This is a genomic window from Arthrobacter sp. UKPF54-2 (genome assembly GCF_007858535.1).
Lineage (GTDB): Bacteria > Actinomycetota > Actinomycetes > Actinomycetales > Micrococcaceae > Arthrobacter.
Genome location: NZ_CP040174.1, coordinates 2,019,366 through 2,043,627 on the forward strand (window position 1 = coordinate 2,019,366; position 24,262 = coordinate 2,043,627).

Sequence of the window (24,262 nt, forward strand, 5' to 3'; positions counted from 1 at the left end):
GAGCCTGGACACATGCCACGCAGCCTGAAAAAAGGTCCTTTCGTTGACCAGCACCTCTTTGTGAAGGTAGCCAGGGAAAACGAAAAGGGCACCAAGAACGTCATCAAGACCTGGTCCCGCCGTTCGATGATCGTCCCCGACATGCTCGGCCACACGATCGCCGTGCACGACGGACGCAAGCACATCCCGGTGTTTGTCACTGAGTCGATGGTCGGGCACAAGCTCGGCGAATTCGCTCCCACGCGGACATTCCGCGGCCATGTCAAGGACGACCGTAAGGGCAAGCGCCGCTAGGCGCCTGCACTTACGTCAAAGACGAGAGAAGGAAAGCAATGGAAGCCAAGGCAATTGCGCGTCACATCCGCGTAACGCCTATGAAGGCCCGGCGCGTCGTCAACCTTGTTCGTGGTAAGCAAGCGAACGAGGCTCTGGCAATTCTGAAGTTTGCCCCGCAGGCAGCTTCGGAGCCGGTATTCAAGGTAGTTCAGTCGGCAATCTCCAACGCCCGGGTCCTCGCGGACCGCGACGGCGTGGCGTTTGACGAAGGTGACCTCATCATCAGCGAAGCGTTTGTTGATGAAGGCCCGACCATGAAGCGGTTCCAGCCGCGTGCCCAGGGTCGTGCATTTCAGATCAAGAAGCGCACGAGCCACATCACCGTGGTAGTCGCTACCCCGGAGAAAGAGGAGGCTCGCTAAGTGGGACAGAAAGTTAACCCGCACGGGTTCCGACTCGGTATCACCACCGATCACGTATCGCACTGGTTCGCCGACAGCACCAAGTCCGGCCAGCGGTACAAGGACTTCGTTCGCGAAGACATCCGTATCCGCCAGCTCATGTCCACGGGCATGGAGCGCGCCGGCATCGCCAAGGTTGAGATCGAGCGCACCCGCGACCGTGTCCGCGTGGATATCCACACGGCACGTCCGGGCATCGTCATCGGCCGCCGCGGCGCCGAGGCAGACCGCATCCGCGGCGAGCTCGAAAAGCTCACCGGCAAGCAGGTTCAGCTGAACATCCTCGAGGTCAAGAACCCCGAGATGGAAGCACAGCTTGTTGCCCAGGGCGTTGCAGAGCAGCTGACTTCCCGCGTGGCTTTCCGCCGTGCGATGAAGAAGGCAATGCAGTCCGCACAGCGCGCTGGTGCCAAGGGCATCCGGATCGCTTGCTCGGGTCGACTGGGCGGCGCAGAAATGTCCCGCTCGGAGTTCTACCGCGAAGGCCGCGTGCCCCTGCACACCCTCCGCGCGAACATCGACTACGGCTTCTACGAGGCCAAGACCACCTTCGGCCGCATCGGCGTGAAGGTCTGGATCTACAAGGGTGACGTCACCGCCAAGGAACTGGCTCAGCAGGCAGCTGCTGCTCCGTCCCGCGGCCGCGGTGCCGGCGATCGTCCGGGCCGCCCGGGTGGCGCCGACCGTGGTGACCGCCGTCGTCGTAACGACCGTCCGGCCGCCGACGCAGCTCCTGCTGCCGACGCTCCGGCAGTTGAGGCTGCACCTGCTGCAGTAGAAGGAGGACAGGCTTAAATGCTTATCCCACGTCGAGTCAAGCACCGTAAGCAGCACCACCCGGGTCGTTCCGGCGCTGCTACGGGCGGCACCGAGGTCTCGTTCGGTGAGTGGGGTATCCAGGCTCTGAGCCCGGCATACGTCACCAACCGTCAGATCGAGTCTGCCCGTATCGCGATGACCCGCCACATCAAGCGTGGCGGCAAGGTCTGGATCAACATCTACCCGGACCGTCCGCTGACGAAGAAGCCGGCCGAAACCCGCATGGGTTCCGGTAAGGGTTCTCCGGAATGGTGGGTCTCAAACGTCAAGCCGGGCCGGGTTCTCTTCGAACTCTCCGGTGTTAATGAAGAGGTAGCTCGCGAGGCACTGCGCCTGGCAATCCACAAGCTCCCGTTGAAGGCACGCATTGTGCGTCGCGAAGGTGGTGAATAGAAATGGCAGTAGGGTCGAAGGATCTCGCACCCGCACAGCTGGACGGTTTCGACAACGAGCGTCTCGTTGAAGAACTCCGCAAGTCCAAGGAAGAGCTGTTCAACCTGCGTTTCCAGTCCGCCACCGGCCAGCTGGAGAACCACGGTCGTCTGCGCGCGGTAAAGAAGGACATCGCACGCATCTACACCGTTCTCCGTGAGCGCGAGCTGGGCATTCGTGCCGAGGTTGCCGCACCGGTTGTGGAAGCCAAGGAAGAAAAGAAGTCCAAGAAGGCTGCGACCAAGAAGGCTGACACGGCTGAAACGGTTGAGACCGAGGAGGACGCCAAGTGAGTGAAAAGGACGAGAACGTGACGGAAACTGTTTCCGACGCAGCCAAGGCTGACGAGCGCGGTTACCGTAAGACGAAGCGCGGCTACGTGGTCTCGGACAAGATGGAAAAGACCATCGTTGTCCAGGTCGAGGACCGCGTGAAGCACGCCCTCTACGGCAAGGTCATGCGCCGCAACACGAAGATCAAGGCTCACGACGAAGAGAACAGCGCCGGCATCGGCGACCTCGTTCTCCTCGCCGAGACCCGCCCGCTCTCCGCTACCAAGCGGTGGCGCCTGGTGGAGATCCTCGAGAAGGCCAAGTAACACCAGCACCCTGGTGATACAGCTGAAGCCCTCGTTCCCCTTTGGGGGAGCGGGGGCTTTTGCGTTGCCGGCGGAGGGACCTCGCCACGATGTCACGCAGGGCAGGCTTTGGCGGGCGTACGACGCCGGTGGCCCGGCTCCCGGGGGAGTGGGGCGGCCGGCGCGCCAAAGGGCTGCCCTGCATGTCGGCGTCGTGTGTGGTATTGGCTGATTCTGGCTGAGTCCCAAAACGTGCTAAGATTTTGAGTTTGTATGGCGCCTTTCGTGCGTCATCGTCAACCTCGTAAACAATCGTGCCACGGCATAGTGCCCCCTCGCGCCTCGCGCGCCCGGGAAGCAACTGTTTTTGGCACGGGCGTTTAGGCCTGGTCTGGCAAAATCCAGGCAGGTCAAGAGACACCCCGATCAACCGTTCCGCAAGGCTCATTCCGTAGCAAGATCACGGCCTGAGAACCGGCGCGACGCAAGGAGTAAATAGTGATTCAGCAGGAGTCGCGACTCAAGGTCGCCGACAACACGGGTGCTAAGGAAATCCTTACCATTCGCGTTCTCGGTGGATCTGGCCGTCGCTACGCAGGCATTGGCGACGTGATCGTCGCTACCGTCAAGGACGCAATTCCGGGCGGCAACGTAAAGAAGGGCGACGTCGTCAAGGCTGTCATCGTCCGTACCAAGAAGGAACGCCGCCGTGCGGATGGTTCCTACATCAAGTTTGACGAGAACGCAGCTGTGATCCTGAAGAACGACGGTGACCCCCGCGGTACCCGTATCTTCGGACCGGTTGGTCGTGAACTTCGCGACAAGAAGTTCATGAAGATCGTTTCTCTGGCTCCGGAGGTGCTCTAGTCCATGGCTAAGATCAAGAAGGGTGACCTTGTTCAGGTCATCACTGGCGCCAAGGCTGAGCGCGGCGGCGACCGTGGCAAGCAGGGCAAGGTTCTGCGCGTATTCCCGGAGACCAACCGCGTGTTGGTCGAAGGCATTAACCGCGTAACCAAGCACACCAAGGTCGGTCAGTCGCAGCGCGGCACCAAGACCGGTGGCATCGAGGTCGTTGAGGCTTCAATCCACATCTCCAACGTGGCCCTGGTTGACCCCTCCACCAAGAAGCCCACCCGCGTCGGTTTCCGCACCGAGACCGTTGAGCGCGATGGCGTGAAGCGTGAAGTGCGTGTCCGCGTGGCCAAGAGCTCAGGGAAGGACATCTAATGACTGAGACTCTCGAGACTCCGGCAAGCAAGATCGTTCCTCGTCTGAAGACCAAGTACGCGGATTCCATCAAGAGCGCGCTCGTTGAGGAATTCAAGTACGAGAACGTCAACCAGGTTCCCCGTCTGGTGAAGGTCGTTGTGAACATGGGTGTTGGAGATGCCGCCAAGGACTCCAAGCTGATCGACGGCGCTGTCCGCGATCTGACCCTGATCACCGGCCAGAAGCCGCAGGTAACCAAGGCCCGCAAGTCGATCGCACAGTTCAAGCTGCGCGAAGGCATGCCGATCGGTGCGCACGCAACTCTGCGTGGCGACCGTATGTGGGAATTCCTGGACCGTCTGGTCACGCTGGCACTGCCGCGTATCCGCGACTTCCGGGGCCTCAGCGGCAAGCAGTTCGACGGCAACGGCAACTACACCTTCGGTCTGACCGAGCAGGTTATGTTCCACGAGATCGACCAGGATTCCATTGACCGCGTTCGCGGTATGGACATCACCGTCGTGACCACTGCCAAGACCGACGACGAAGGCCGCGCGCTGCTCAAGGCGCTTGGCTTCCCGTTCAAGACCGAAGATTAATCTAGCTACATAGAAGGTCCGGCTGGCTGGCTCTGATGCCAGGGCAGCGGAAACCGTTATGAGGAAGGGCAAGAGCCCACATGACTATGACAGATCCTGTCGCAGATATGCTTACGCGTCTGCGCAATGCAAACTCGGCATACCACGATTCCGTGTCTATGCCTTACAGCAAGCTCAAGGCACGCGTTGCTGACATCCTGAAGGCAGAAGGCTTCATCGCCTCCTGGAAGGAAGAAGACGCGGAGGTTGGCAAGAAGCTGACCCTCGAGCTCAAGTTCGGTCCGAACCGCGAGCGTTCCATCGCTGGCGTTCGTCGTATTTCCAAGCCGGGGCTGCGCGTTTACGCAAAGTCCACCAACCTGCCGCACGTGCTCGGTGGCCTGGGTATCGCAATCCTGTCCACCTCTTCCGGCCTCCTGACTGACAAGCAGGCCGGCAAGAAGGGCGTGGGCGGCGAAGTCCTCGCTTACGTCTGGTAACGGGAAAGGAAGAGAATAATGTCACGTATTGGACGTCTCCCCATCACCGTTCCTGCCGGCGTTGAGGTCAAGGTTGACGGCTCTGTCGTCAGCGTCAAGGGTTCCAAGGGCGAGCTGAGCCACACTGTGGCCAGCCCGATCGAGGTCACCCTGGAAGATGGCACCCTGACTGTCGCCCGCCCGAACGACGAGCGCGCCTCCCGTTCGCTGCACGGCCTGACCCGCACCCTGATCGCCAACATGATCCAGGGCGTTACCGCAGGCTACGAGAAGAAGCTTGAGATCGTCGGTACCGGTTACCGCGTCCAGGCCAAGGGTTCTGACCTGGAGTTCGCTCTGGGCTACAGCCACCCGGTCAACGTCTCGGCTCCGAACGGCATCACCTTTGCAGTTGAGACCCCGACCAAGCTCTCTGTTTCAGGTATCTCCAAGCAGCAGGTCGGCGAGGTTGCTGCCAACATTCGCAAGCTGCGGAAGCCGGACCCCTACAAGGGCAAGGGCATCCGCTACGCCGGCGAAGTCATCCGCCGCAAGGTCGGAAAGGCTGGTAAGTAACCATGGCCATCGCAATTAACAAGAAGCGTACGAACAAGAGCAAGTCTGCCCAGCGCAGCCGCCGCCAGCTTCGTATCCGCAAGCGCATCTCCGGTACGGCTGTACGTCCTCGCCTGGTCGTCAACCGTTCCGCCCGCCACGTATTCGTCCAGGTTGTCGATGACACCAAGGGCCTGACCGTAGCGAGCGCCTCCACGCTGGAAGCCGACCTTCGTGCATTCGACGGTGACAAGACCGCCAAGGCCAAGCGCGTTGGCGAGCTCGTCGCCGAGCGTGCCAAGGCTGCCGGTATCGAAGCTGTTGTCTTCGACCGCGGTGGTAACAAGTACCACGGCCGGATCGCCGCCGTCGCTGACGGCGCACGTGAAGGTGGGCTGGCACTGTGACCGAAAATAACGAAAAGGACATTCAGGTGACTGAAGCTGTAGCTGCTCCGGCAACTGAGACCGCTGCGCCTGCTACCACTGACGACCGCCGTGGTGGCGCGCGTCGTGGCGAGCGTGGCGACCGCGGCCAGGGCCGTGGCGACCGTGGCGGCCGTGGTGGCCGCGACGGCGGCCGCGAAGCCGAGAAGAGCCAGTTCGTAGAGCGCGTCGTAACCATCAACCGTGTTTCCAAGGTCGTCAAGGGTGGTCGTCGCTTCAGCTTCACCGCCCTCGTCGTCGTGGGTGACGGCAACGGTATGGTCGGCGTCGGCTACGGCAAGGCTAAGGAAGTTCCCGCCGCCATCGCGAAGGGCGTTGAAGAGGCCAAGAAGTCCTTCTTCCGCGTTCCCCGCATCGGCAGCACCATCCCGCACCGTGTTCAGGGTGAAGCCGCCGCAGGCGTCGTTATGCTGCGTCCGGCTTCCGCCGGTACCGGTGTAATCGCCGGTGGTCCGGTCCGTGCAGTACTGGAGTGCGTGGGCATCCACGACATCCTCTCCAAGTCGCTCGGTTCCTCGAACGCCATCAACATCGTTCACGCGACCGTTGATGCGCTGAAGCGCCTCGAAGAGCCGGCAGCAGTGGCAGCACGCCGCGGCCTGCCCCTCGACGAGATCGCTCCGCCGGCAATGGTGAAGGCGCTCCTGAACCAGAAGGCAGGTGTCTGAGTCATGGCTAAGAACCTGATCCCCTCCGACGCTCAGTTGGAGATCACTCAGATCAAGTCCGCCATTGGCGGCAAGCAGAACCAGCGCGACACCCTGCGGTCCCTCGGCCTGAAGCGGATCGGACACACCGTTGTCCGCACCGCCGACGCCGTGACCGTTGGAATGCTCAACACGGTTCCGCACCTGGTAAAGGTAGAGGAGGCGAAGTAAATGGCAGAGAAGAACACCGCCGAGAAGGCACAGGGCGCCGCTGCTGAGAAGCAGAACGCACTGAAGGTTCACCACCTGCGTCCCGCCCCGGGTGCCAAGACCGCCAAGACCCGCGTTGGTCGTGGTGAAGGCTCCAAGGGTAAGACCGCTGGTCGCGGTACCAAGGGTACGAAGGCCCGCTACCAGATCAAGGCTGGCTTTGCCGGCGGCCAGCTGCCGCTGCACATGCGCCTGCCGAAGCTGCGCGGCTTCAAGAACCCGTTCCGGGTTGAGTTCCAGGTTGTGAACCTGGACAAGCTCAACGAGCTGTTCCCGGAAGGTGGCGACGTCACCGTGGAGAACCTGGTCGCAAAGGGTGCCGTTCGCAAGAACCAGCCCGTCAAGGTGCTGGGCACCGGCGACATCACCGTCAAGGTGAATGTCACTGCCCACGCATTCTCGGCCAGCGCCGCAGAAAAGATTGAGGCAGCAGGCGGCAGCACCACCGCCCTCTAAGGAGGCGGCGGGGCTCCAGCCCGTTGTTCAAACTCCCGGTACCGGGGCTCACGCCCTTGGTACCGGGAGTTTTTTCATTTTCCGGGCCCTGCCGATTGTCCGCGGGACGCATCCACCCGTTAGACTCGGTTGTTGGGTTTATTTGACCTATCTCACACGACTTTACTTAATACTCAGGAGGACGCTTGCTTAGCGCATTTGGCCGGGCCTTTCGCACGCCTGATCTGCGACGCAAGTTGTTGTTCACGCTGGGAATCATCACAATCTTCCGCTTGGGTGCCTTCATCCCCTCGCCTGGTGTGAACTACCAGAATGTCCAGCAATGCTTGCAGAACGGTCAGACCTCGGGCGGGATCTACCAGCTCGTCAACCTGTTCAGCGGCGGTGCATTGCTGCAGGTCTCGATCTTCGCGCTCGGGATCATGCCGTACATCACGGCCAGCATCATCGTCCAGCTGCTCCGCGTGGTCATTCCCCGGTTCCAGCAGCTCTACGAAGAGGGCGCCTCGGGCCAGTCCAAGCTGACCCAGTACACCCGCTACCTGACGATCGCCCTGGGCCTGCTGAACGCCACCACGCTGGTGTCGCTGGCCCGCTCCGGCCAGCTGCTGCCCAACTGCCAGCTGCCCATCATCCCGGACGCGAGCATCATCACCACCATCCTGATCATCATCACGCTGACGGCCGGCACCGGCCTCATCATGTGGATGGGCGAGCTCGTGACCGAGAAGGGCGTCGGTAACGGCATGTCCCTGCTGATCTTCACCTCGATCGCCGCCGGCTTCCCGACGTCCCTCGGCGCCATCTGGACCTCCCAGGGCCCGGGCACCTTCTTTATGGTCCTGGCCATCGGCCTGCTCACCGTGGCACTGGTCGTCTTCGTGGAGCAGTCCCAGCGCCGCATCCCGGTGCAGTACGCCAAGCGCATGATCGGCCGCCGCACCGTGGGCGGCACCAGCACCTACATCCCCATCAAGGTGAACATGGCCGGCGTCGTGCCCGTCATCTTTGCGTCCTCGATGCTGTACCTGCCGGGCCTGATCTCTCAGTTCAACCAGCCCAAGCCAGGTGAGCCCATCGCGCCGTGGGTTGAGTGGATCAACAACAACCTGACCCGCGGTGACCACCCCATCTACATGGCCCTCTACTTCGCCATGATTGTGTTCTTCACTTACTTCTATGTTGCGATCACTTTCAACCCTGAGGAAGTTTCTGACAACATGAAGAAGTACGGCGGCTTCATTCCGGGTATCCGTGCCGGCAAGCCGACCGCGGATTACCTGCAGTATGTGCTTTCCAGGATCACCCTGCCAGGCGCGATCTACCTGGGCCTCGTGGCCCTGATCCCGCTGATTGCCTTGGTCTTGATCAATGCCAACCAGAACTTCCCGTTCGGCGGCACCTCGATCCTGATCATGGTGGGCGTAGGTTTGGAGACCGTCAAGCAGATTGATGCGCAGCTACAGCAGCGTCACTACGAAGGGCTTTTGCGATGACGAGAATGTTGATTATCGGACCTCCCGGTTCCGGCAAGGGGACGCAGGCGGAACGCATTTCGGAGCGCCTCGGCGTCGTGGCGATCTCCACCGGCGACATCTTCCGTGCCAACGTCAAGGGGGAGACGCCGCTCGGCATCGAAGCCAAGAAGTACATGGACGCGGGCGACTTCGTTCCGGACAGCGTCACCAACAAGATGGTCCGTGATCGTCTCACCGAGGACGACGTCGAAGCGGGCTTCCTGCTCGACGGCTACCCGCGGACCACCGCCCAGGTCGACTACCTCGACGCGATCCTCGCGGACGGCGAGCAGAAGCTCGACGTCGTCCTGCAGCTCACCGCCGACGACGAGGAACTCGTCAAGCGCCTGCTGGGACGCGCCAAGGACACCGGCCGCAGCGATGACAACGAAGCCGTCATCCGGCACCGGCTGGACCTCTACCACGGCCAGACGGAGGCCGTGGTCGCCAAGTATGCCGAGCGCGGCATCCTCACCCAAGTGGATGGCATCGGCGGCATCGACGAGGTCACCGACCGCGTTATGCAGGCCATCAAGGCGGCCCAGTCCGCCTGATCCGGGCCCGTAAAACCGTTGAGGCTCCTCCCGCAGTGCCGGGAGGAGCCTCAGGCATTTCTCCGCGCAGCCCCCCGGGCCGGCCGGAAACACCGAAAGGACGCTGAGGATGGCATTCGGCCAGACCCGCATTGAATACAAGACCAACGCCCAGATGCGGACCATGCAGGAGGCCGGCCTGGTACTCAGCCACGCCCTGGACGCCGCCGTCGCCGCTGCCGTCCCCGGTGTGAGCACCCGCGACCTCGACGCCGTGTTCGCCGGCGTGCTGCAGGAGGCCGGGGCGAAGTCCAACTTCCTTGGCTATCACGGCTTCCCGGCCACCATCTGTACCTCCGTGAACGAGGAAGTGGTGCACGGTATCCCGGGCGACCGCGTCCTGCAGGACGGGGACATCATCTCGATCGACGGCGGTGCGATCGTGGACGGCTGGCACTCGGACTCGGCCCGCACGGTCATCGTCGGCACGGCCGACCCGGAGGACCAGCGGCTCTCCGACGTCACCGAGGCGGCCATGTGGCACGGCATCGCGGCGCTGGCCACCGGAAAGTTCATCGGCGACATCGGCAACGCCGTGGACGATTACGTCTCCTCCGTCCCCGGTAAGCCCCTGGGCATCCTGGAGGACTACGTGGGCCACGGGATCGGCTCGGAGATGCACATGGCACCGGACGTGCTGAACTACCGCACCGGCCACCGCGGGGCCAAGATCCGTCCCGGGCTGTGCCTGGCCATCGAACCGATGCTGGTCCGCGGGAGCATCGACACAGCCGTCCTCGACGACGACTGGACGGTCGTCACCACCGACGGCAAACGCTCCTGCCAGTGGGAGCACTCCGTTGCGGTCCACGAGAAGGGCATCTGGGTGCTCTCCGCCCCCGACGGGGGAGCCGCGAAGCTGGCGCCGCTCGGCGTCGTGCCTGTCCCGATTCCCTAAGTCCCCTTAAAGCCAAGTAGCTCGCATTTGTTGTCGTTCCGAGCGTTCGAAACGACAACAAATGCGAGCTACGTTGGCTTAAGGCCTAGCTCTTCAGCTTGGGCTTCACGTCCTTGGTGTAGATGCCTTCGAGGGTCGTCTTGAGTTCGGTCATGGTGGCCTTGACGTCGCCCTGCTGGGTGAGGATCTTCGCGGCAGCCTTGGCCATTTCCTGGTCGGCGCCGGGCAGGAACACGCGGGCGTTGTCCTGGACGTGGGTGACGGCGAGCTGGTCCATGGCGGTCTTGATCTGCGGCGTCTTGGCCAGCACTGCCCCCATGTCAGCCGACGTGCGCGTCGGCATGTAGCCGGTGGCTGCCGAGAACGCCGCCGTGTTCTCCGGCTCCGTCATGAACTTCAGGAAGGTCGCAGCCGCGAGCTGGACTTCCTTGCTCACCCCGCTGGGGATGCCGAGCCCGGCGCCGCCGGTGGGGCAGACGCCGGTGTCGTTCTTGGGGCCGCCCGGCAGGAAGCCGACGCCCACGTTGAACTTCGCAGACTTCAGCACCCCGAGCAGGTCGCCGGTGGACGAGATCGTGGCGGAGGCAATGCCCGCGGCAAAGTCGTCCGCGGCGTTCTTGGAGGAGACGCCCGCCCACTTGTCCTTGTAGACGGAATCCTGGGCCCACTGCAGCGCCGCCACGGATTCGGCCGAGTCGCAGTTGATGTCCCAGCCGTTGGACCAGCTGCCGCCCCAGCCCCACAGGTTGTTCTGCAGCGTCCAGCCGGCGTATCCGGCCAAGGCCGGGTACATGTACGCGTAGCTCGCGCCGGAAGCGGCTTTGAGCTTGGGAGCCCACTCGCCGAATTCCTGCCAGGTCTTCGGTGCCCGGTCCGGCAGGCCGGCGGCCTTGAAGTGGTCCTTGTTGTAGTAGAAGAGCGGCGTGGAGCGCCCGTAGGGGAGGGCCCACTGCTTGTCGGCGTACTTGTAGTCGGCCACGAGGGACTTCTGGAAATCGTCGATCTTGAAGTCCAGCTGCTTGATCAGCCCGTCCAGCGGGATGATGTTGCCGTTGGTGTAGTACCGGAACCACCAGACGTCCGAGAGCACTACCAGGCCTGGGAGTGCGGACTTGGCAGCCTGCGAGGTCTGGAACTTCTGCGCGATTTCCTCGTAGTTGGCGCCAGCGGTCACCAGGTTGACCTTGATGTCCGGGTACTTCGCCTGGAACTTGTCGATGATGGCCTTTTCCACGTCCTGGGACTTGCCCGGGTGGCTGGTCCAGAAGTCGAACGAACCGGCCGGCTTCACGCCGTTGAAGTCGATGTCGGACGCGCCGCTGGTGGCGCTACCGCCGCCGGTGGACGGTCCGCCGCAGGCAGCCAGCGCTGCTGCGCCGGCGCTGGCGCTGGCCAGTCCAAGGAAGTTTCTGCGGTCAAGGTTCATGGCCATAGTGGGTCCTCTCAAAAGAAGTTTTGACTCGGTTAGATGCAGTGATGGAGACGGGGTGGAGAAAATGGGTTTGGCGCTGTCAGGCGTTATCCGGTGACGCTGCCCTGGGTGAGGCCAGCGACGATGTAACGCTGCAAGGCGGCGAAGACCAGGAGAATCGGAACGATCACCAGCATTGCGCCGGCCATCAGGATGCCCCAGCCGGCGCCGTTTCCTTCAGAGTTCTGCAGCAGGGTCAGGCCTACCGGCAGAGTCATGGTCTCGGGGCGGTCGGTGATGATGAGCGGCCAGATGTAGTCGTTCCACTCGCTGACCACCGTCACGAGGGCTACGGTGGCAATGGACGGCAGCGACACCGGCGCGACAACCTGCCAGAGGCGGCGCCAGTGCCCGGCACCGTCGATCTCGGCGGCTTCCAGGATGGAGCCGGGCAGCGTCATGAAATGCTGCCGCAGCAGGAAGGTGCCGAAGGCCGTGCCCAGGCCCGGAAGAATGATGCCCCAGAGCGTGTTCTTCCCGCCGATGCCCGCGATCAGGATGTAGTTCGGCAGGATCGAGACCTGGGGCGGCACCATGAGGGCCACGAGGATCACCACGAAGATGACGTTCTTGAACGGGAAGCGCACAAAGACCAGCGCGTACGCCGTCAGGATGGCGAGGATGACTTTCACCGTGGAGCCGACGGTGGTGACGATCAGGCTGTTCAGGAAGAACTGGCCGAACGGCACGGTGGTCATGGCGGTGCGGTAATTGTCGAGGTTGAGGCTTTCGGGCAGGATCTTCAGATCCGTGGTGACGATCTCGCCGGGCTGCTTGAACGAGCTCAGCAGCATCCAGAGCAGAGGCACGACCACCACGAGGGTGGCGAGGATCAGCGGGACGTAGCCGCCGGCGATGGTCTGGACCAGATTGGCGCGGGAGAACGGCCGGTTGCGCTGCAGCGGGACCTCCGGACCGCCGTCGGGAGCGTACCCGGTGCCTGCGGCGGGATCAGGACTGACAGGGGAGAGCGTGCTCACGAGTAGTGCACCTTCCGTTCGACGAACCGCAGTTGCAGCACGGTGATGATAAGCAGGATGGCGAAGAGGACCACGGAGATCGACGCCGAGTACCCTGCCCGGTTGTAGGCGCCGAACGCCTGCAGATACGCCTCGTAAATCAGGGTGGACGTGCCGTTGCCCAGCGGGGTCATGATCCGGATCAGGTCGAAGGCCTGCAAGGAGCTGAGCATGGTGGTGATCAGCAGGAAGAAGGTGGTGGGGGAGAGCAGCGGGACGGACATGCTGATGAAGCGGCGGAAGCCGTTCGCGCCATCCAGCGAGGCCGCCTCCATCACGTCCTTCGGGAGCGATTGGAGGCCCGCGAGGTAGACCACGGCGCAGTAGCCGAGGTTCTTCCAGATGTAAACGATGATCACCATCACCAGGGACAGCTGCGGGTCGTTGATCCACTGCGGGCTCTGCTGGCCGATCCCTCGGAGCAGCCAGGACAGCACACCGTAGCCCGGGTCGAAGATGAACAGCCAGACGAGGCCGACGCCGACCCCGCTGAGCACGTAGGGGGCGAAGACGGCGGACCGGGCGAAAGTGGTGCCCCGGACCTTGGAGTTCAGCGCGAGGGCCACCAGCAGCCCGAGGACCATGGAGCCGCCGACCGTGACGACGGTAAAGATCGCCGTGGTCCCCAGCACTGTGGGGGCGTCCGTACTGGTAAAGAAGTTGATGTAGTTGTCGAAGCCGACCACTGTGGCGTTGGCGGAGCCCAGCGTCCAGTCCAGCGTCGAGTAGTAGATGTTGTTGATCAGCGGGAGGTAGGTGAACACCGCGATCAAAGCCAGATTTGGCAGGGCCAGCGCCAGGAACACGATGAAGTCCCTGCGGGTCCGGGCGGACCAGCGTCCCCTGCGCTGGTCCGGTGCGACGGTCCGGGCGGTAGCCGCTGGACGGTCAGTCAATTGTCTAGTCATAGGGGTCTCTAACGGATCCAGGCCTGCCGATGGCAGGCGGTTTGGGCGGGGGATCAACTTAACTTCACCACACGGTGGGTGGGCGGAACCCCGCACAAGGCCTTGCCAGAGCTTTGTTTTGCCAGGCTTCCTTGCCCGTTTACCTGTTGTTGGTTGCAGTATTCCACAATGTTCGCTTGCAGGCAGAGCGACCGCGGGGGCGGATTTCCGGGCGGCGCGGGCGCACAATGGAGCCATGACTGCGATTACGGACGTGCCCGGCATCCGCGTGGGCCATGCGTCCCGGACGGGGGAGAGGTGGCTGAGCGGCGTCACCGTGGTGCTCCCGCCCTCGGACACGGTTGGCTCGGTCGATGTCCGGGGCGGCGGTCCCGGCACACACGAGACCGACGCGCTGGACCCCACCACGCTGAGCACCGCCGTCGACGCCGTGGTCCTCACCGGCGGAAGTGCCTTTGGCCTGGCGACCGCGCACGGCGCCCAGCGCTGGTGCGAGGAGCAGGGCCGGGGCTTCGCCGTTCCCGGCGGCGTGGTGCCGATCGTTCCCGCGGCCGCTATTTTCGACCTGGGCCGCGGCGGGGACTTCGCCGCACGCCCCGATGAGGCCATGGGTTACGCGGCAATCGCCGACGCCGCCGCCCGCAAGGACGGGCACGACGTCGAACGCGGCAACGTCGGCGCCGGCACGGGAGCGGCCATCGGGCGGGGAGCCTACAAAGGGGGAGTAGGCACCGCCTCCATCACCTTGGACAACGGCGTCGTCGTAGGGGCGCTCGCCGTAGTAAACGCGCTGGGACTGCCCTTTGTGGTGCCTCCGGGACATCCCGAACCCTCGGTGCGCTCGGTCGTTCCTCCCTTAGACGCGCGCTTCCGGGTTCCCGATTCCCCTGCGGCGGAAGCCGCACAGGATCCGCCGCCCCTCAACACCACGCTCGTCGTCGTCGCGACCAACGCAGTCCTGGACAAGGCCGAATGCAAACGCACGGCCTCAGCAGCGCACGCAGGCCTCGCCCGGGCCCTGAACCCTAGCCACACCTTGGCCGACGGCGACACGGTGTTCGCGCTGGCCACGGGCGCCGTCGGGCTGGACCGGAGTACCGAAGCAGCGCGGCAGGTGAGCCTGATTACGCTGCAGAGCGCGGCGGCCGACGTCGTCCGGCTGGCCATCCTGGACGGGATCGCGGCGGCGGCGGCGGTGGAGACGCCGGCGGGGCGTTTTCGTGCATACGGGGACGGAGTGCGCTAGCATGGCTGGATTTAACATTCGGCCCGTAATGCCGTAGTGTTGACTGTTGGTTGTCTGCCCTGTTGTGCCCTTTTGTGGCCCAGGGGCCGTAGGCAAGCATGCAAAACAAGCAATTAAAATCGTCCGCAGTGATCGCCGGTGCAAGCCGGAGGGGCTGTGGCAACAACAGTTAGCGGAGGGTATGGCCAAGAAGGACGGGGTCATTGAGATCGAGGGCGTTGTGACTGAGGCGCTGCCTAACGCGATGTTTCGCGTTGAGCTCACCAACAAGCACATCGTTCTGGCACACATCTCTGGAAAGATGCGCCAGCACTACATCAGGATTCTCCCTGAGGACCGGGTAGTGGTGGAGCTGAGCCCGTACGACCTGACACGTGGTCGTATCGTCTACCGCTACAAGTAAACACTGGGCGGCCAAGGCAATAGCCTCGGGCCGGTCCAGCTGACCAACTGCAACACGCAAAGGAACGCCATGAAGGTCAAGCCGAGCGTCAAGCAGATCTGCGAAAAGTGCAAAGTGATCCGCCGTAATGGCCGGGTCATGGTGATCTGCGAGAACCCGCGCCACAAGCAGCGCCAGGGCTAATTTCCTTCACAGGAAATCCTGGGTTGCTAACCCACGCAAGTAAATAAAAGGCAGCACAAGCTGATCTGGGACATTGAGCTAGAACGAGTCCGGACAGCTAACCCCCGGTCGGAGGCTGGGGCCGTACGGAATGTGCGGGTGTACTGCCTACGACCTCCGGTTTATTCAAGGAGCACTGCCACTATGGCTCGTCTCGCTGGCGTAGACATTCCCCGCGAAAAGCGGCTGGAAATTGCGCTTACTTACATCTACGGCGTGGGCAAGACCCGTGCACACGAAACCCTGGCTGCCACCGGCATCAGCGCTGACGTTCGGGTCAAGGACCTGACCGACGCTGAGCTGGTCCAGCTGCGTGACTACATTGAAGGCAACTACAAGGTTGAGGGTGACCTTCGCCGCGAGGTAGCCGCCGACATCCGCCGCAAGGTTGAGATCGGCAGCTACGAAGGCCTGCGTCACCGCAAGGGCCTGCCCGTACGCGGTCAGCGTACGAAGACCAACGCCCGTACCCGCAAGGGTCCGAAGCGTACCGTCGCCGGCAAGAAGAAGGCCGGACGCTAAAAATAGCGTTCTCCCTTCCCCCAATAACTTTCTGTAGGAGAAATAATGCCCCCGAAGACTCGTGGCGCGGTTCGCAAGCCGCGTAAGAAGGACAAGAAGAATATCGCGCTGGGCCAGGCGCACATCAAGAGCACCTTTAACAACACCATCGTGTCCATCACGGACCCGAACGGTGCTGTCATCTCCTGGGCTTCGTCCGGTGAGGTTGGCTTCAAGGGCTCTCGTAAGTCCACCCCGTTCGCCGCCCAGATGGCCGCCGAAGCCGCCGCAAAGCGTGCGCAGGAGCACGGCATGCGCAAGGTTGACGTTTTCGTCAAGGGACCGGGCTCCGGACGCGAGACCGCCATCCGTTCGCTGCAGGCCGCTGGCCTCGAGGTTGGGTCCATCCAGGACGTAACCCCCAGCGCGCACAACGGCTGCCGTCCGCCGAAGCGCCGCCGCGTCTAATTCTTAGCCGGAGCTTGCCCGGACCCTCACCGGTCCGGGCAAGCCCAGCCGCGTTAAGTCATTAGACCGATCTTTCCACCACCTGTGTTGCGTCATATAGCGGATGCTCGCCGAAAGGAAACCTAAGTGCTCATTGCACAGCGCCCCACCCTCTCCGAAGAGGTCGTCTCCGACAACCGTTCCCGTTTCATCATTGAACCGCTGGAACCGGGCTTCGGCTACACCCTCGGAAACTCCCTCCGCCGTACCCTGCTCTCCTCCATCCCCGGTGCCTCTGTCACGAGCATCCGGATCGATGGCGTGCTGCACGAGTTCACCACGGTTCCGGGTGTCAAGGAAGATGTCACCGAGATCATCCTGAACATCAAGAACCTGTCGGTCTCCTCCGAGCACGACGAGCCGGTTGTTGCTTACCTGCGCAAGCAGGGCCCGGGAGTCGTCACCGCCGCGGACATCGCTCCGCCGGCCGGCGTCGAATTCCACAACCCGGATCTGCACATCGCCACGCTGAACTCGAAGGGCAAGTTCGAACTCGAACTGACCATCGAGCGCGGCCGCGGCTACGTTTCGGCAGCTCAGAACAAGTCCGGCGACTCCGAGATCGGCCGCATCCCGGTCGACTCGATCTACTCGCCGGTCCTGAAGGTTACTTTCCGCGTGGAAGCTACCCGTGTTGAGCAGCGCACTGACTTCGACAAGCTGATTGTTGACGTCGAGACCAAGCAGGCCATCGCCCCGCGCGATGCGGTTGCTTCGGCAGGTACCACCCTGGTGGAACTGTTCGGTCTGGCCCGCGAGCTGAACACCGCAGCTGAAGGTATCGAGATTGGCCCGTCGCCGACGGACGCTGCCCTGGCAGCGGACATGGCCCTGCCGATCGAGGATCTGGACCTCACCGTCCGTTCCTACAACTGCCTCAAGCGTGAGGGCATCCACACCGTGGGTGAACTCGTTGCCCGCTCCGAGGCTGACCTGATGGACATCCGTAACTTCGGTGCGAAGTCCATCGACGAGGTCAAGGCAAAGCTCGTTGAACTGGGTCTGTCCCTCAAGGACTCCCCTCCCGGTTTCGACCTTGCAGCCCGCGCCGCAGCCATCGAAGAGGACGACGCCGCTTTCAGCGACGACGAGCTCTAAAACAGATCTTGGCCAGCAGGCTGGACGCACCGCAGCGTGCACAGCCCGCCGGCTTCCATATGAGGAGAAATAGTTATGCCTACCCCCACTAAGGGTCCGCGCCTCGGAGGCGGCCCGGCTCACGAGCGCCTTATGCTCGCGAACCTGGCAGCCGCACTGTTCGAGCACAAGCGGATCACCACCACGGTGACCAAGGCCAAGCGTCTGAAGCCCTACGCAGAGCGCCTGGTGACTTTCGCTAAGCGCGGCGACCTGGCTTCCCGCCGTCGTGTGCTCGGCCTGATCAGCAACAAGGGCGTCGTCCACGAGCTGTTCACCGACATTGCCCAGGCAGTCGAGAACCGCGACGGCGGCTACACCCGCATCACCAAGATCGGCAACCGCAAGGGCGACAACGCTCCCATGGCTGTTATCGAACTGGTTCTCGAGCCGGTTTCCGCCAAGCAGGCCGTCGTCGCCGAGGCTACTTCCGCTGCGAAGCGCGATGCAGACAAGAAGGACGCCGACAAGGCTGAAGCCGCCCCGGTCGCCGAGACCGAAGCAGCCGAAACCGAAGAGGCTCCCGAGGCTGAGGTTGCCGAGACTGCTTCTGAAGCTAAAGCCGACGAGACCGAAGAGGCTCCGGCCGCTGAGGAAGCTGCCAAGGACGAGAAGGACGCGAAGTAATTCGCTAAACCCTTCTTATAGACTTGGGTCTATGAACGAGCTCAAACCCGCTGCCCCCGTTATGGGGGGCGGCGGGTTTTTGCGTATCCGGCTGGACCTGTCCTACGACGGCGGCCCGTTCAGCGGGTGGGCGCTGCAGCCCGGACTCCGGACCGTCCAGGGTGTCCTTGAGGAAGCCCTGGCCCTGCTGATCCGCCGGCCGGTTCGGGTCACGGTGGCGGGCCGCACCGATGCCGGCGTGCACGCCCGCGGACAGGTCGTGCACCTGGACCTGAGCGAGGCCGAGTGGCGCGGGCTCAACCGCGGCGCTGAACTGGACCCCTCGGCGGCCTTGCTGCGCCGGCTCCGCGGCGCCCTGAGCCGAGGGCTGGGCGAACTCAGCGGCGCGGTCGAGGTGCATCATGCCGCGGTGGCACCGGCCGGCTTTGACGCCCGATTCTCCGCGCTCTGGCGGCGCTACAGCTACCGGATCGCCGACGGCACGGACCGCTGGGACCCGCTGGGCCGCTACTCGACACTCTGGCACAAGGAACGCCTCGACACGGCGCTGCTCAACGAGGGCGCCTCCCGGCTGCTGGGCCTGCAGGACTTCCGCTCCTACTGCAAGCCCCGCGAAGGCGCCACGACCATCCGGGAGCTGCAGCGTTTCGAGTTCACCCGCGGCGCCGACGGCGTTATTGTCGCCACCGTCCAGGCCGACGCCTTCTGCCACAACATGGTCCGTTCCTTGGTGGGATCCGCGCTCTACGTGGGGTCCGGGGCGGAACAGCCCGGCTGGCTGTACGAACGGCTGATCGCCCGGCAGCGGGACGCCCGGTCCGTGCTCGCCGCCCCGCACCCGCTGGTGCTGGAAGAGGTGGCCTACCCGACGGCCAGCGGGCTACTGGCCAGGGCCGAGCTGACACGCGCCCGTCGCGAGTAGGCCCAGCCGGCTAGAGCCGGCCGACTAGAAAGCCGCCGGGTGGCCGTCCGCCGGGAGGTCCACGGTAAAGGTGCTCCCGCGCCCCGGAAGGGTGCTGCACGAGATGGAGCCGCCGTGGCCTTCCACGATCGCCTTGGTGATGGACAGGCCGAGGCCGGCCCCCGGGATGGCCCCATCCCGGACCGCCGGGCTCCGGAAGAAGCGGGTAAAGACCCTGGCAGCGTCGGCCGCTGTCATGCCGATGCCGCTGTCCTCCACCTGCAGCAGCACCCGGCCGCCATCGGCGCGGGCCGAGACCGTCACCGCGCCGCCGTCGGGGGAGTACTTGATGGCGTTCGAGACCAGGTTGTCCAGCGCCTGGCTGATGCGCAGCGGGTCCACGTTCGCCCACAAAGGCGCCGGAACGTCCATCGAGAGTGAGACCTGCGAGGACTGGGCATGGGCCTGCGCGGAGCCGAGGCTTGCCTCGACAAGCCCGGCCAAGTCGGTCTTCCTCGGATGGACCTGAACCGCGGAGTTGGCGGACATCAGCAGGTCGGAGACCAGTGCCAGCAGCCGTTCAGCGTTTCGCTGGGCCACCTCGATCCGGCGCAGCACCGTCAGCGGCAGCTCCTCGCCGAGGACCAGGTCGAGGTTGCCGATGATCGATGTCAGCGGGGTCCGGAATTCGTGCGAGACCGTCGCGACCACGTCCTCCTTGGCCGCCAGGGCGTTCACCAGCCCGGTCACCTCGTTGTAGACCACGACGGCGCCGCGGAAGTCGCCGTCGTCGTTCTTCAGCGGCCCGGCCCCGGTGGAGACCACCCGGCTACCGGGCGCCGCCCCAAAGCAGACCAGGTGGTCCGCGAAGGATTCGCCGGCCAGGGCCCGGCGGAGCGGCCGCCGTTCGGGAGGCAGTGGCGTTGACTGGTCCCGGCCCGTCAGCAGGAGGCGCTCTTCCCGTTCCGGATCCTCGGGCCCGGCCCCACCCGGCGGTGCTGCGGACGCCTCCAGCCGGGCCTGCCAGCTGTTGGTGAGCAGCCGCCGGCCGTCGGCGCCGACCGCCACGATGCCGACGTCGACGGTGTCCAGGATGGTGTTCAGGAGCCGCTCGCGCTCCCGGCTTTCCGAGAGGAGGGCCTGCAGTTCCGCCTCCTTGGCCTCGACCTTGCGTTGCTGGCGGCGCAACTGCGCCCTGGCGAACTGCATGGCCAGCGAGACGGCCAGCGTCATCAGGGCCAGGAGAAGCACTGTGGCGATACGCCCGGGACCGTTGTCAGCACCTCCGGCGAAGAACCAGGGCAGCCCTGCCAGCAGCGGACCGAAGAAACTGAGGGGCAGAATTACGGCGGGGGAGAGCCTGGAAGCGGAGATCCAGACGACCGGCAGCACGGAGAGCACCCCGAGGCCCGGGAGTTCCTCCGCCGCAGCGACCCGGCTCAGCCCGATCGCGGCCAGGTCCAGGACCGGGATCGCCAAAGGGGCGAGCGGACCGAACCGTTGCCACGGCACAAAGAGGCTGGCGAGGAACAACACGGCATGCAGGGCCAGGGCGGCCTGGCCCGAGGCGCTCGATACGTGGAGGTTCCAGGCGGCAGGTGCGGCCGCGACGCCGGCGGCGAACACCAGGGTCAGGGGCAGTTGGCTCGCCACCACCCGGGCACGCGGGGGCAAAGCGCCAAAGTGGCGGTCGACGCCCACGCCGTTAACCAGCCGCCGTTCACTCAAAGACCAGTGCCCCTTCCTTGCAACTGGAGTTTACATTGCTGTCACACTAACTTGACATTAAACAGATGAAAGTTGCCTGTGTTACTGCGCCGGTGTCCGGAATCGGCGCCCGGGGTGGGTATTGTGGCAGGACATGCGTACGCCGTGGCCCTGCGGCGCGGCGTGGCAACCGGGGCATGGGGCCCCGGGGTGTAGCGGCCTTGGAGCCGACCGGCATCGGATGTGAGGGTGGCATGACTGACCTTGGGGTGGCCGTCGTTGTTGAGGACGACGCGGATGTGCGCAACCTCGTGGAGGCGGTGCTCCGTCAGGCCGGTTTCGAGGTGCATTCGGCCGCCGGGGGGCGGGAAGGCGTCGAGGTAGTCCGGCACCGGGAAGCGGATGTTGTCACCCTGGATGTGGGCCTGCCCGATATCGATGGGTACGAGGTGCTCCGCCGGGTCCGGCAGTTCAGCGACGCATACATCGTGATGCTGACCGCACGGACGGACGAACTCGACACGCTGACGGCGCTCCACACCGGCGCCGACGACTTCCTGACCAAACCGTTCCGGCCCCGTGAGCTGCGTGCCCGGGTCGCGGCGATGATGCGGCGGCCGCGGCACGACGGCCACGGGGTGTTGTCCCTGGCACCCGCTCGGAATGTCGACGCCGCCGAGGCCCCGGATAACGTCCTGCGGCACAACGGGCTGGCGCTGAACCCCGAGATGCGTTCCGTGACGGTCGACGGGGAGCCGCTCGCCCTCACCCGCAGCGAGTTCGACCTCCTGCAGGCCCTGCTGCGGGGTGCCGGCGCCGTGAAATCCAAGACCGAGCTGGTGCGCGTGGTGCGCGGGGAGTACTACCGCGCCGATGCCTACATCAGCGAGTCCGACGAACGGGCCGTTGAGGTGCACATCGGCAACCTGCGCCGAAAACTTCGGGAAGACCCGCTGCAGCCGCGCTGGCTCCAGACGGTGCGCGGCGTGGGCTACCGGCTGGCGCCCGTTCGCTCCTAGCGCTCCCAGAGGATGTAGCTGAACTGCAGCTCATCCACGGTTTCGCTGCCGCGGGCGGCCACGTCATCCAGGCGTGAGGCGGCCTCCGCCAGGTGGCCGGACCGGATGGCTTCCTCCAGATCGGCCGCGAGTTCGGCCAGGCGCAGGCCGCCCACCATCGACGAGGACGTCTTGAGGCTCAGCGCGGCGTCAAGCGCGGCAGCCTGGTCGCGGCGGTCCAGGGCCGTGGCCAGGGCCTCATAGCGCCGGTCCCACATCTGGGCGTAGTCCCGGGCGAAGCCTTTGGCGACGGCGGCGCTGTTCAGCTGCTCGCCCAGGTCCTGCAGGGCTGCCGGGTCCACCAGCGGCGCGGCACCGGAGCCCGGTGCCGCCAGGGGGGCTCCGCCGGCGGGAGCTTCGGCGGCAAGCACGGGGCCCGTTTTTCCGTCGTCGGGGCAGGCAGCTAAAAGAGACATGGCACTACGGTACTAGGTGTCCGGACCGGCGCCGGAGGGACCGAGCTATCCTGCGGAAACCCTGCGGCTATCCTTGACCCGCACTTCACCGCCTGCTCAGTGGCCACTGAAAGTCTCGATGGCGTTGATCACGGCGGGCCCTAGAATGGCGATAAAAAGCACCGGAAAGATGAAGAACAGCAGCGGGAACAGGATGGTGACCGGGAGCTTCATAGCCTTCTCCTCGGCCCGCTGGCGGCGCTTGACGCGCATCACCTTCGCCTGGATCCTGAGCACCCTGCTGATCGCGATGCCGTAGGTGTCGGCCTGCACCACGGCCTGGACGAAGCTGCGCAGCTCCGGGATGCTGGTCCGCTCCGCCAGGGCCTGGTACGACTCCCGCCGGGTGCGCCCCACCTGCATGTCCTGCAGGGTGCGGACCAGTTCCTCGGCGAGCGGGCCCTTCCCGTTTTCCCCGGCCCGGGCCATGGCACCCTCAAACCCCAATCCGGCCTCGACTGAAATGAGCATCTGGTCCAGGGTGTTGGCCAGTTCCAGCTGCATGATCTTCTGGCGCTCCTGGCCTTTGCTGTACAGCAGGAGGTCCGGGATGAAGTAGCCCAAGAGCATCACGAAGAGCCCGACCAGTTTCAGGACCGGCGCCGGGGTGCTGGCGAGCCACAGGCCCAGGAGGGCTCCCACCATCCCAAGTAGCGGTTTGGCCGCCAGCACCCGGCCGAGGGGGAGCGAGGCCGGGCGGCCGGCCAGGGCGAGCAGCCGGTCGAGTTTGCGGACGTAGGCCGTGGGGGTCAGGCGGTGGCCGAAGCGCTCCAGCAGTGCCGCCTTGGGCGGCCCGGCGGCCTGGGCCGGCCCGGAGCCCAGCGAGAGCATGTCCCGGATGGCGCGCTGGGATTTCCGGTCCACGGCAAGCAGGGACCACACGGTGTAGGCAAGCGGACCGCAGATCAGCAGGATGCCGGCAAGGATCAAGGGACTCATCGGAACCTCAGAACTTCAAATCGATGATCTTGCGCATCCACAGACCACCAATGGTCATCAGGATCACGGAGGCAGCCATCATGGCCCAGCCCAGCGGGTTGGTGAACATGACGTTCATGTAGCCGGGGTTGACCAGCATCAGCATGAGCACAATACCGATCGGCATGGCCATCAGGATGTAGGCGGAAAACTTGCCTTCGGCCGCGAGGGACTTGATGTGGCCCTTGATCTCGGCGCGCTCGCGGATGGTCTCATTGACCTGGTCCAGCACCTCGGCGAGGTTGCCGCCCACCTCCCGATTGATCTGGATGGCCTGCGCGATCCACACAAAGTCCTCATTGCACATCCGCCCAGCTGTGTCGTTCAGCGAGGCCAACAGATCTCGGCCAAGGCTGGTCTCGGTGATGACGCGGCGCATTTCCTCCGCCGTGGGGCTCTGCGATTCACTGCCGGCGGCGTCGATCGCCCGCAGGATGCTGTGCCCGGCCCGCAGGCCGCCGGAGAGCAGTTGCAGGGTGTCGCCCAGCTGGTCATCGAATTTGGCGCGGCGCTTGCCGGACAGGACTGTGAGGACCACGTGCCCGGCCACTGGGGCGAGCGCCACCAGCAAGATGGCCAGCAGGAGACCGCCGACGACGAAGCCGGCAAGTGCCCCCGCGAAGGCGCCAACCAGCAGCAGGACGTAGAAGTCGCCCTGGCCCATGCGGAGCCCCGCCTGCTCGAGGGCGTCCCGGTTGAACAGCTGGACTTTGCGCTGTGCGAAGAAGCCGTCCGCCAGGTTGACCGCGGAGCCGGCGAACCGGCTGAGCGAGGAATCCGTGACGGCCTGGACCGGGCGCCGTCGGTCCAGCGGAACGCGCGCGGTCCCCGGAGAGAGGACGGCCGTGGCCAGCAGGAGGACGGCAGTGACGAGGAAGGCGACGCCGACAGTCAGGGTCATGGCCG

At 64.5% G+C, this 24,262-nt stretch carries 34 protein-coding genes; 27 read left to right on the top strand and 7 right to left on the bottom strand.

The genetic code is table 11. The features are described 5' to 3' along the window. The first annotated feature begins 12 nt into the window (after positions 1-12). The 18 genes from rpsS to map all read left to right on the top strand — a co-directional run bounded on the left by rpsS (position 13) and on the right by map (position 10,216). Positions 13-294 carry a 30S ribosomal protein S19 gene (gene rpsS / locus E7Y32_RS09250; RefSeq protein ID WP_018773666.1) on the top strand — a complete coding sequence of 94 codons (282 nt, stop codon included), beginning with the start codon at positions 13-15 and terminating at the stop codon, positions 292-294. 38 nt (positions 295-332) lie between these two features. Further along, positions 333-698, top strand: a complete 366-nt coding sequence (gene rplV, locus E7Y32_RS09255) for a 50S ribosomal protein L22 (RefSeq protein ID WP_003803798.1) — start codon at positions 333-335, stop codon at positions 696-698. Continuing rightward, positions 699-1,532 (top strand): 30S ribosomal protein S3, encoded by an 834-nt coding sequence (gene rpsC / locus E7Y32_RS09260; RefSeq protein WP_146336867.1) that lies wholly within the window; start codon positions 699-701, stop codon positions 1,530-1,532. Beyond that, positions 1,533-1,949 carry a 50S ribosomal protein L16 gene (gene rplP, locus E7Y32_RS09265; protein ID WP_056737809.1) on the top strand — a complete coding sequence of 139 codons (417 nt, stop codon included), beginning with the start codon at positions 1,533-1,535 and terminating at the stop codon, positions 1,947-1,949. It begins immediately after the preceding gene. A 2-nt stretch (positions 1,950-1,951) separates the two neighbouring features. Then, on the top strand, positions 1,952-2,281 hold the full coding sequence (gene rpmC, locus E7Y32_RS16525; protein WP_146336868.1) for a 50S ribosomal protein L29: 330 nt from the start codon (positions 1,952-1,954) through the stop codon (positions 2,279-2,281). Next, positions 2,278-2,586 (top strand): 30S ribosomal protein S17, encoded by a 309-nt coding sequence (gene rpsQ, locus E7Y32_RS09275; RefSeq protein WP_056737811.1) that lies wholly within the window; start codon positions 2,278-2,280, stop codon positions 2,584-2,586. Before rpmC ends, rpsQ begins: the two co-directional genes overlap by 4 nt. 477 nt (positions 2,587-3,063) lie before the next feature. Continuing rightward, positions 3,064-3,432: a 50S ribosomal protein L14 gene (gene rplN / locus E7Y32_RS09280; RefSeq protein ID WP_003803789.1), complete on the top strand. Its 369-nt coding sequence runs from the start codon at positions 3,064-3,066 to the stop codon at positions 3,430-3,432. Positions 3,433-3,435: 3 nt separating this feature from the next. Continuing rightward, positions 3,436-3,795: a 50S ribosomal protein L24 gene (gene rplX, locus E7Y32_RS09285; RefSeq protein WP_066436866.1), complete on the top strand. Its 360-nt coding sequence runs from the start codon at positions 3,436-3,438 to the stop codon at positions 3,793-3,795. Then, positions 3,795-4,376 (top strand): 50S ribosomal protein L5, encoded by a 582-nt coding sequence (gene rplE, locus E7Y32_RS09290; protein WP_056737813.1) that lies wholly within the window; start codon positions 3,795-3,797, stop codon positions 4,374-4,376. Before rplX ends, rplE begins: the two co-directional genes overlap by 1 nt. An 80-nt stretch (positions 4,377-4,456) precedes the next feature. Continuing rightward, positions 4,457-4,855, top strand: coding sequence for a 30S ribosomal protein S8 (gene rpsH, locus E7Y32_RS09295; protein WP_056737814.1), 399 nt, complete (start codon positions 4,457-4,459; stop codon positions 4,853-4,855). A gap of 18 nt (positions 4,856-4,873) precedes the next feature. Continuing rightward, a complete protein-coding gene (rplF, locus tag E7Y32_RS09300) occupies positions 4,874-5,410 on the top strand; it encodes a 50S ribosomal protein L6 (RefSeq protein ID WP_028269576.1) in 537 nt (178 codons plus the stop codon). A 2-nt stretch (positions 5,411-5,412) separates the two neighbouring features. Beyond that, complete coding sequence (gene rplR, locus E7Y32_RS09305) at positions 5,413-5,796, top strand: 50S ribosomal protein L18 (protein ID WP_018773674.1); 384 nt, start codon at positions 5,413-5,415, stop codon at positions 5,794-5,796. 26 nt (positions 5,797-5,822) lie between these two features. Next, on the top strand, positions 5,823-6,503 hold the full coding sequence (rpsE, locus tag E7Y32_RS09310) for a 30S ribosomal protein S5 (RefSeq protein WP_173403037.1): 681 nt from the start codon (positions 5,823-5,825) through the stop codon (positions 6,501-6,503). A 3-nt stretch (positions 6,504-6,506) separates the two neighbouring features. Beyond that, positions 6,507-6,713: a 50S ribosomal protein L30 gene (gene rpmD, locus E7Y32_RS09315; RefSeq protein WP_056626615.1), complete on the top strand. Its 207-nt coding sequence runs from the start codon at positions 6,507-6,509 to the stop codon at positions 6,711-6,713. After that, entirely contained in the window at positions 6,714-7,208 is a 495-nt protein-coding gene (rplO, locus tag E7Y32_RS09320) for a 50S ribosomal protein L15 (protein ID WP_146336869.1), read from the top strand. 185 nt (positions 7,209-7,393) lie between these two features. Continuing rightward, positions 7,394-8,704, top strand: coding sequence for a preprotein translocase subunit SecY (gene secY / locus E7Y32_RS09325; RefSeq protein WP_146336870.1), 1,311 nt, complete (start codon positions 7,394-7,396; stop codon positions 8,702-8,704). 5 nt (positions 8,705-8,709) lie between these two features. Next, positions 8,710-9,279: an adenylate kinase gene (locus E7Y32_RS09330; protein ID WP_186467103.1), complete on the top strand. Its 570-nt coding sequence runs from the start codon at positions 8,710-8,712 to the stop codon at positions 9,277-9,279. A 109-nt stretch (positions 9,280-9,388) separates the two neighbouring features. Beyond that, positions 9,389-10,216 carry a type I methionyl aminopeptidase gene (gene map / locus E7Y32_RS09335; RefSeq protein ID WP_146336872.1) on the top strand — a complete coding sequence of 276 codons (828 nt, stop codon included), beginning with the start codon at positions 9,389-9,391 and terminating at the stop codon, positions 10,214-10,216. Positions 10,217-10,301: 85 nt separating this feature from the next. Here map and E7Y32_RS09340 read toward each other — a convergent pair whose 3' ends face one another. The 3 genes from E7Y32_RS09340 to E7Y32_RS09350 all read right to left on the bottom strand — a co-directional run bounded on the left by E7Y32_RS09340 (position 10,302) and on the right by E7Y32_RS09350 (position 13,614). Next, positions 10,302-11,648 carry an ABC transporter substrate-binding protein gene (locus E7Y32_RS09340; RefSeq protein WP_146336873.1) on the bottom strand — a complete coding sequence of 449 codons (1,347 nt, stop codon included), beginning with the start codon at positions 11,646-11,648 and terminating at the stop codon, positions 10,302-10,304. Positions 11,649-11,734: 86 nt separating this feature from the next. Beyond that, entirely contained in the window at positions 11,735-12,667 is a 933-nt protein-coding gene (locus E7Y32_RS09345) for a carbohydrate ABC transporter permease (protein ID WP_146336874.1), read from the bottom strand. Beyond that, a complete protein-coding gene (locus E7Y32_RS09350) occupies positions 12,664-13,614 on the bottom strand; it encodes a carbohydrate ABC transporter permease (protein ID WP_186466964.1) in 951 nt (316 codons plus the stop codon). Before E7Y32_RS09350 ends, E7Y32_RS09345 begins: the two co-directional genes overlap by 4 nt. Before the next feature lie 235 nt (positions 13,615-13,849). Here E7Y32_RS09350 and E7Y32_RS09355 point away from each other — a divergent pair, with 235 nt between their 5' ends. From E7Y32_RS09355 to E7Y32_RS09390, 8 genes are all read left to right on the top strand, one after another. Further along, entirely contained in the window at positions 13,850-14,860 is a 1,011-nt protein-coding gene (locus E7Y32_RS09355; RefSeq protein WP_146336875.1) for a P1 family peptidase, read from the top strand. Between the two features lie 181 nt (positions 14,861-15,041). Next, complete coding sequence (gene infA / locus E7Y32_RS09360; protein ID WP_009358723.1) at positions 15,042-15,263, top strand: translation initiation factor IF-1; 222 nt, start codon at positions 15,042-15,044, stop codon at positions 15,261-15,263. A 69-nt stretch (positions 15,264-15,332) separates the two neighbouring features. Then, positions 15,333-15,446, top strand: coding sequence for a 50S ribosomal protein L36 (rpmJ, locus tag E7Y32_RS09365; protein WP_009358722.1), 114 nt, complete (start codon positions 15,333-15,335; stop codon positions 15,444-15,446). Between the two features lie 183 nt (positions 15,447-15,629). Then, positions 15,630-16,007 carry a 30S ribosomal protein S13 gene (gene rpsM / locus E7Y32_RS09370; protein ID WP_011775569.1) on the top strand — a complete coding sequence of 126 codons (378 nt, stop codon included), beginning with the start codon at positions 15,630-15,632 and terminating at the stop codon, positions 16,005-16,007. Positions 16,008-16,052: 45 nt separating this feature from the next. Further along, the gene (gene rpsK, locus E7Y32_RS09375; RefSeq protein ID WP_018773682.1) at positions 16,053-16,454 is read left to right on the top strand and encodes a 30S ribosomal protein S11; all 402 of its coding nucleotides are present in this window, start codon (positions 16,053-16,055) and stop codon (positions 16,452-16,454) included. Between the two features lie 126 nt (positions 16,455-16,580). Continuing rightward, positions 16,581-17,591 (top strand): DNA-directed RNA polymerase subunit alpha, encoded by a 1,011-nt coding sequence (locus E7Y32_RS09380; RefSeq protein WP_024366109.1) that lies wholly within the window; start codon positions 16,581-16,583, stop codon positions 17,589-17,591. Positions 17,592-17,666: 75 nt separating this feature from the next. Beyond that, complete coding sequence (gene rplQ, locus E7Y32_RS09385; protein ID WP_146336876.1) at positions 17,667-18,257, top strand: 50S ribosomal protein L17; 591 nt, start codon at positions 17,667-17,669, stop codon at positions 18,255-18,257. Positions 18,258-18,288: 31 nt separating this feature from the next. Beyond that, positions 18,289-19,179, top strand: a complete 891-nt coding sequence (locus E7Y32_RS09390) for a tRNA pseudouridine(38-40) synthase TruA (RefSeq protein ID WP_186466965.1) — start codon at positions 18,289-18,291, stop codon at positions 19,177-19,179. A 24-nt stretch (positions 19,180-19,203) separates the two neighbouring features. On the opposite strand, the gene E7Y32_RS09395 is transcribed toward E7Y32_RS09390, so the two are convergent. After that, positions 19,204-20,886 (bottom strand): cell wall metabolism sensor histidine kinase WalK, encoded by a 1,683-nt coding sequence (locus tag E7Y32_RS09395; protein WP_261382394.1) that lies wholly within the window; start codon positions 20,884-20,886, stop codon positions 19,204-19,206. Positions 20,887-21,119: 233 nt separating this feature from the next. Here E7Y32_RS09395 and E7Y32_RS09400 point away from each other — a divergent pair, with 233 nt between their 5' ends. Continuing rightward, positions 21,120-21,884, top strand: a complete 765-nt coding sequence (locus tag E7Y32_RS09400; protein WP_146336877.1) for a response regulator transcription factor — start codon at positions 21,120-21,122, stop codon at positions 21,882-21,884. On the opposite strand, the gene E7Y32_RS09405 is transcribed toward E7Y32_RS09400, so the two are convergent. The 3 genes from E7Y32_RS09405 to E7Y32_RS09415 form a co-directional block, all read right to left on the bottom strand. After that, the gene (locus tag E7Y32_RS09405; protein ID WP_146336878.1) at positions 21,881-22,339 is read right to left on the bottom strand and encodes an Hpt domain-containing protein; all 459 of its coding nucleotides are present in this window, start codon (positions 22,337-22,339) and stop codon (positions 21,881-21,883) included. The genes E7Y32_RS09400 and E7Y32_RS09405 overlap by 4 nt on opposite strands. A 96-nt stretch (positions 22,340-22,435) precedes the next feature. Next, on the bottom strand, positions 22,436-23,317 hold the full coding sequence (locus E7Y32_RS09410; RefSeq protein ID WP_146336879.1) for a type II secretion system F family protein: 882 nt from the start codon (positions 23,315-23,317) through the stop codon (positions 22,436-22,438). A 7-nt stretch (positions 23,318-23,324) separates the two neighbouring features. Beyond that, positions 23,325-24,257, bottom strand: a complete 933-nt coding sequence (locus E7Y32_RS09415) for a type II secretion system F family protein (protein WP_146336880.1) — start codon at positions 24,255-24,257, stop codon at positions 23,325-23,327. Positions 24,258-24,262: the final 5 nt, after the last annotated feature.

What these genes read in the sequence shown, in the direction of transcription:
- rpsS (WP_018773666.1), top strand. Translation starts at nt 13, where the DNA reads ATGCCACGCAGCCTGAAAAAAGGTCCTTTCGTTGACCAGCACCTCTTT.
- rplV (WP_003803798.1), top strand. Translation starts at nt 333, where the DNA reads ATGGAAGCCAAGGCAATTGCGCGTCACATCCGCGTAACGCCTATGAAG.
- rplP (WP_056737809.1), top strand. Translation starts at nt 1,533, where the DNA reads ATGCTTATCCCACGTCGAGTCAAGCACCGTAAGCAGCACCACCCGGGT.
- rpmC (WP_146336868.1), top strand. Translation starts at nt 1,952, where the DNA reads ATGGCAGTAGGGTCGAAGGATCTCGCACCCGCACAGCTGGACGGTTTC.
- rplX (WP_066436866.1), top strand. Translation starts at nt 3,436, where the DNA reads ATGGCTAAGATCAAGAAGGGTGACCTTGTTCAGGTCATCACTGGCGCC.
- rplE (WP_056737813.1), top strand. Translation starts at nt 3,795, where the DNA reads ATGACTGAGACTCTCGAGACTCCGGCAAGCAAGATCGTTCCTCGTCTG.
- rpsH (WP_056737814.1), top strand. Translation starts at nt 4,457, where the DNA reads ATGACTATGACAGATCCTGTCGCAGATATGCTTACGCGTCTGCGCAAT.
- rplF (WP_028269576.1), top strand. Translation starts at nt 4,874, where the DNA reads ATGTCACGTATTGGACGTCTCCCCATCACCGTTCCTGCCGGCGTTGAG.
- rplR (WP_018773674.1), top strand. Translation starts at nt 5,413, where the DNA reads ATGGCCATCGCAATTAACAAGAAGCGTACGAACAAGAGCAAGTCTGCC.
- rpmD (WP_056626615.1), top strand. Translation starts at nt 6,507, where the DNA reads ATGGCTAAGAACCTGATCCCCTCCGACGCTCAGTTGGAGATCACTCAG.
- rplO (WP_146336869.1), top strand. Translation starts at nt 6,714, where the DNA reads ATGGCAGAGAAGAACACCGCCGAGAAGGCACAGGGCGCCGCTGCTGAG.
- E7Y32_RS09330 (WP_186467103.1), top strand. Translation starts at nt 8,710, where the DNA reads ATGTTGATTATCGGACCTCCCGGTTCCGGCAAGGGGACGCAGGCGGAA.
- map (WP_146336872.1), top strand. Translation starts at nt 9,389, where the DNA reads ATGGCATTCGGCCAGACCCGCATTGAATACAAGACCAACGCCCAGATG.
- E7Y32_RS09340 (WP_146336873.1), bottom strand. Translation starts at nt 11,648, where the DNA reads ATGGCCATGAACCTTGACCGCAGAAACTTCCTTGGACTGGCCAGCGCC.
- E7Y32_RS09350 (WP_186466964.1), bottom strand. Translation starts at nt 13,614, where the DNA reads ATGACTAGACAATTGACTGACCGTCCAGCGGCTACCGCCCGGACCGTC.
- E7Y32_RS09355 (WP_146336875.1), top strand. Translation starts at nt 13,850, where the DNA reads ATGACTGCGATTACGGACGTGCCCGGCATCCGCGTGGGCCATGCGTCC.
- infA (WP_009358723.1), top strand. Translation starts at nt 15,042, where the DNA reads ATGGCCAAGAAGGACGGGGTCATTGAGATCGAGGGCGTTGTGACTGAG.
- rpmJ (WP_009358722.1), top strand. Translation starts at nt 15,333, where the DNA reads ATGAAGGTCAAGCCGAGCGTCAAGCAGATCTGCGAAAAGTGCAAAGTG.
- rpsM (WP_011775569.1), top strand. Translation starts at nt 15,630, where the DNA reads ATGGCTCGTCTCGCTGGCGTAGACATTCCCCGCGAAAAGCGGCTGGAA.
- rpsK (WP_018773682.1), top strand. Translation starts at nt 16,053, where the DNA reads ATGCCCCCGAAGACTCGTGGCGCGGTTCGCAAGCCGCGTAAGAAGGAC.
- rplQ (WP_146336876.1), top strand. Translation starts at nt 17,667, where the DNA reads ATGCCTACCCCCACTAAGGGTCCGCGCCTCGGAGGCGGCCCGGCTCAC.
- E7Y32_RS09390 (WP_186466965.1), top strand. Translation starts at nt 18,289, where the DNA reads ATGAACGAGCTCAAACCCGCTGCCCCCGTTATGGGGGGCGGCGGGTTT.
- E7Y32_RS09400 (WP_146336877.1), top strand. Translation starts at nt 21,120, where the DNA reads ATGACTGACCTTGGGGTGGCCGTCGTTGTTGAGGACGACGCGGATGTG.
- E7Y32_RS09405 (WP_146336878.1), bottom strand. Translation starts at nt 22,339, where the DNA reads ATGTCTCTTTTAGCTGCCTGCCCCGACGACGGAAAAACGGGCCCCGTG.
- E7Y32_RS09410 (WP_146336879.1), bottom strand. Translation starts at nt 23,317, where the DNA reads ATGAGTCCCTTGATCCTTGCCGGCATCCTGCTGATCTGCGGTCCGCTT.
- E7Y32_RS09415 (WP_146336880.1), bottom strand. Translation starts at nt 24,257, where the DNA reads ATGACCCTGACTGTCGGCGTCGCCTTCCTCGTCACTGCCGTCCTCCTG.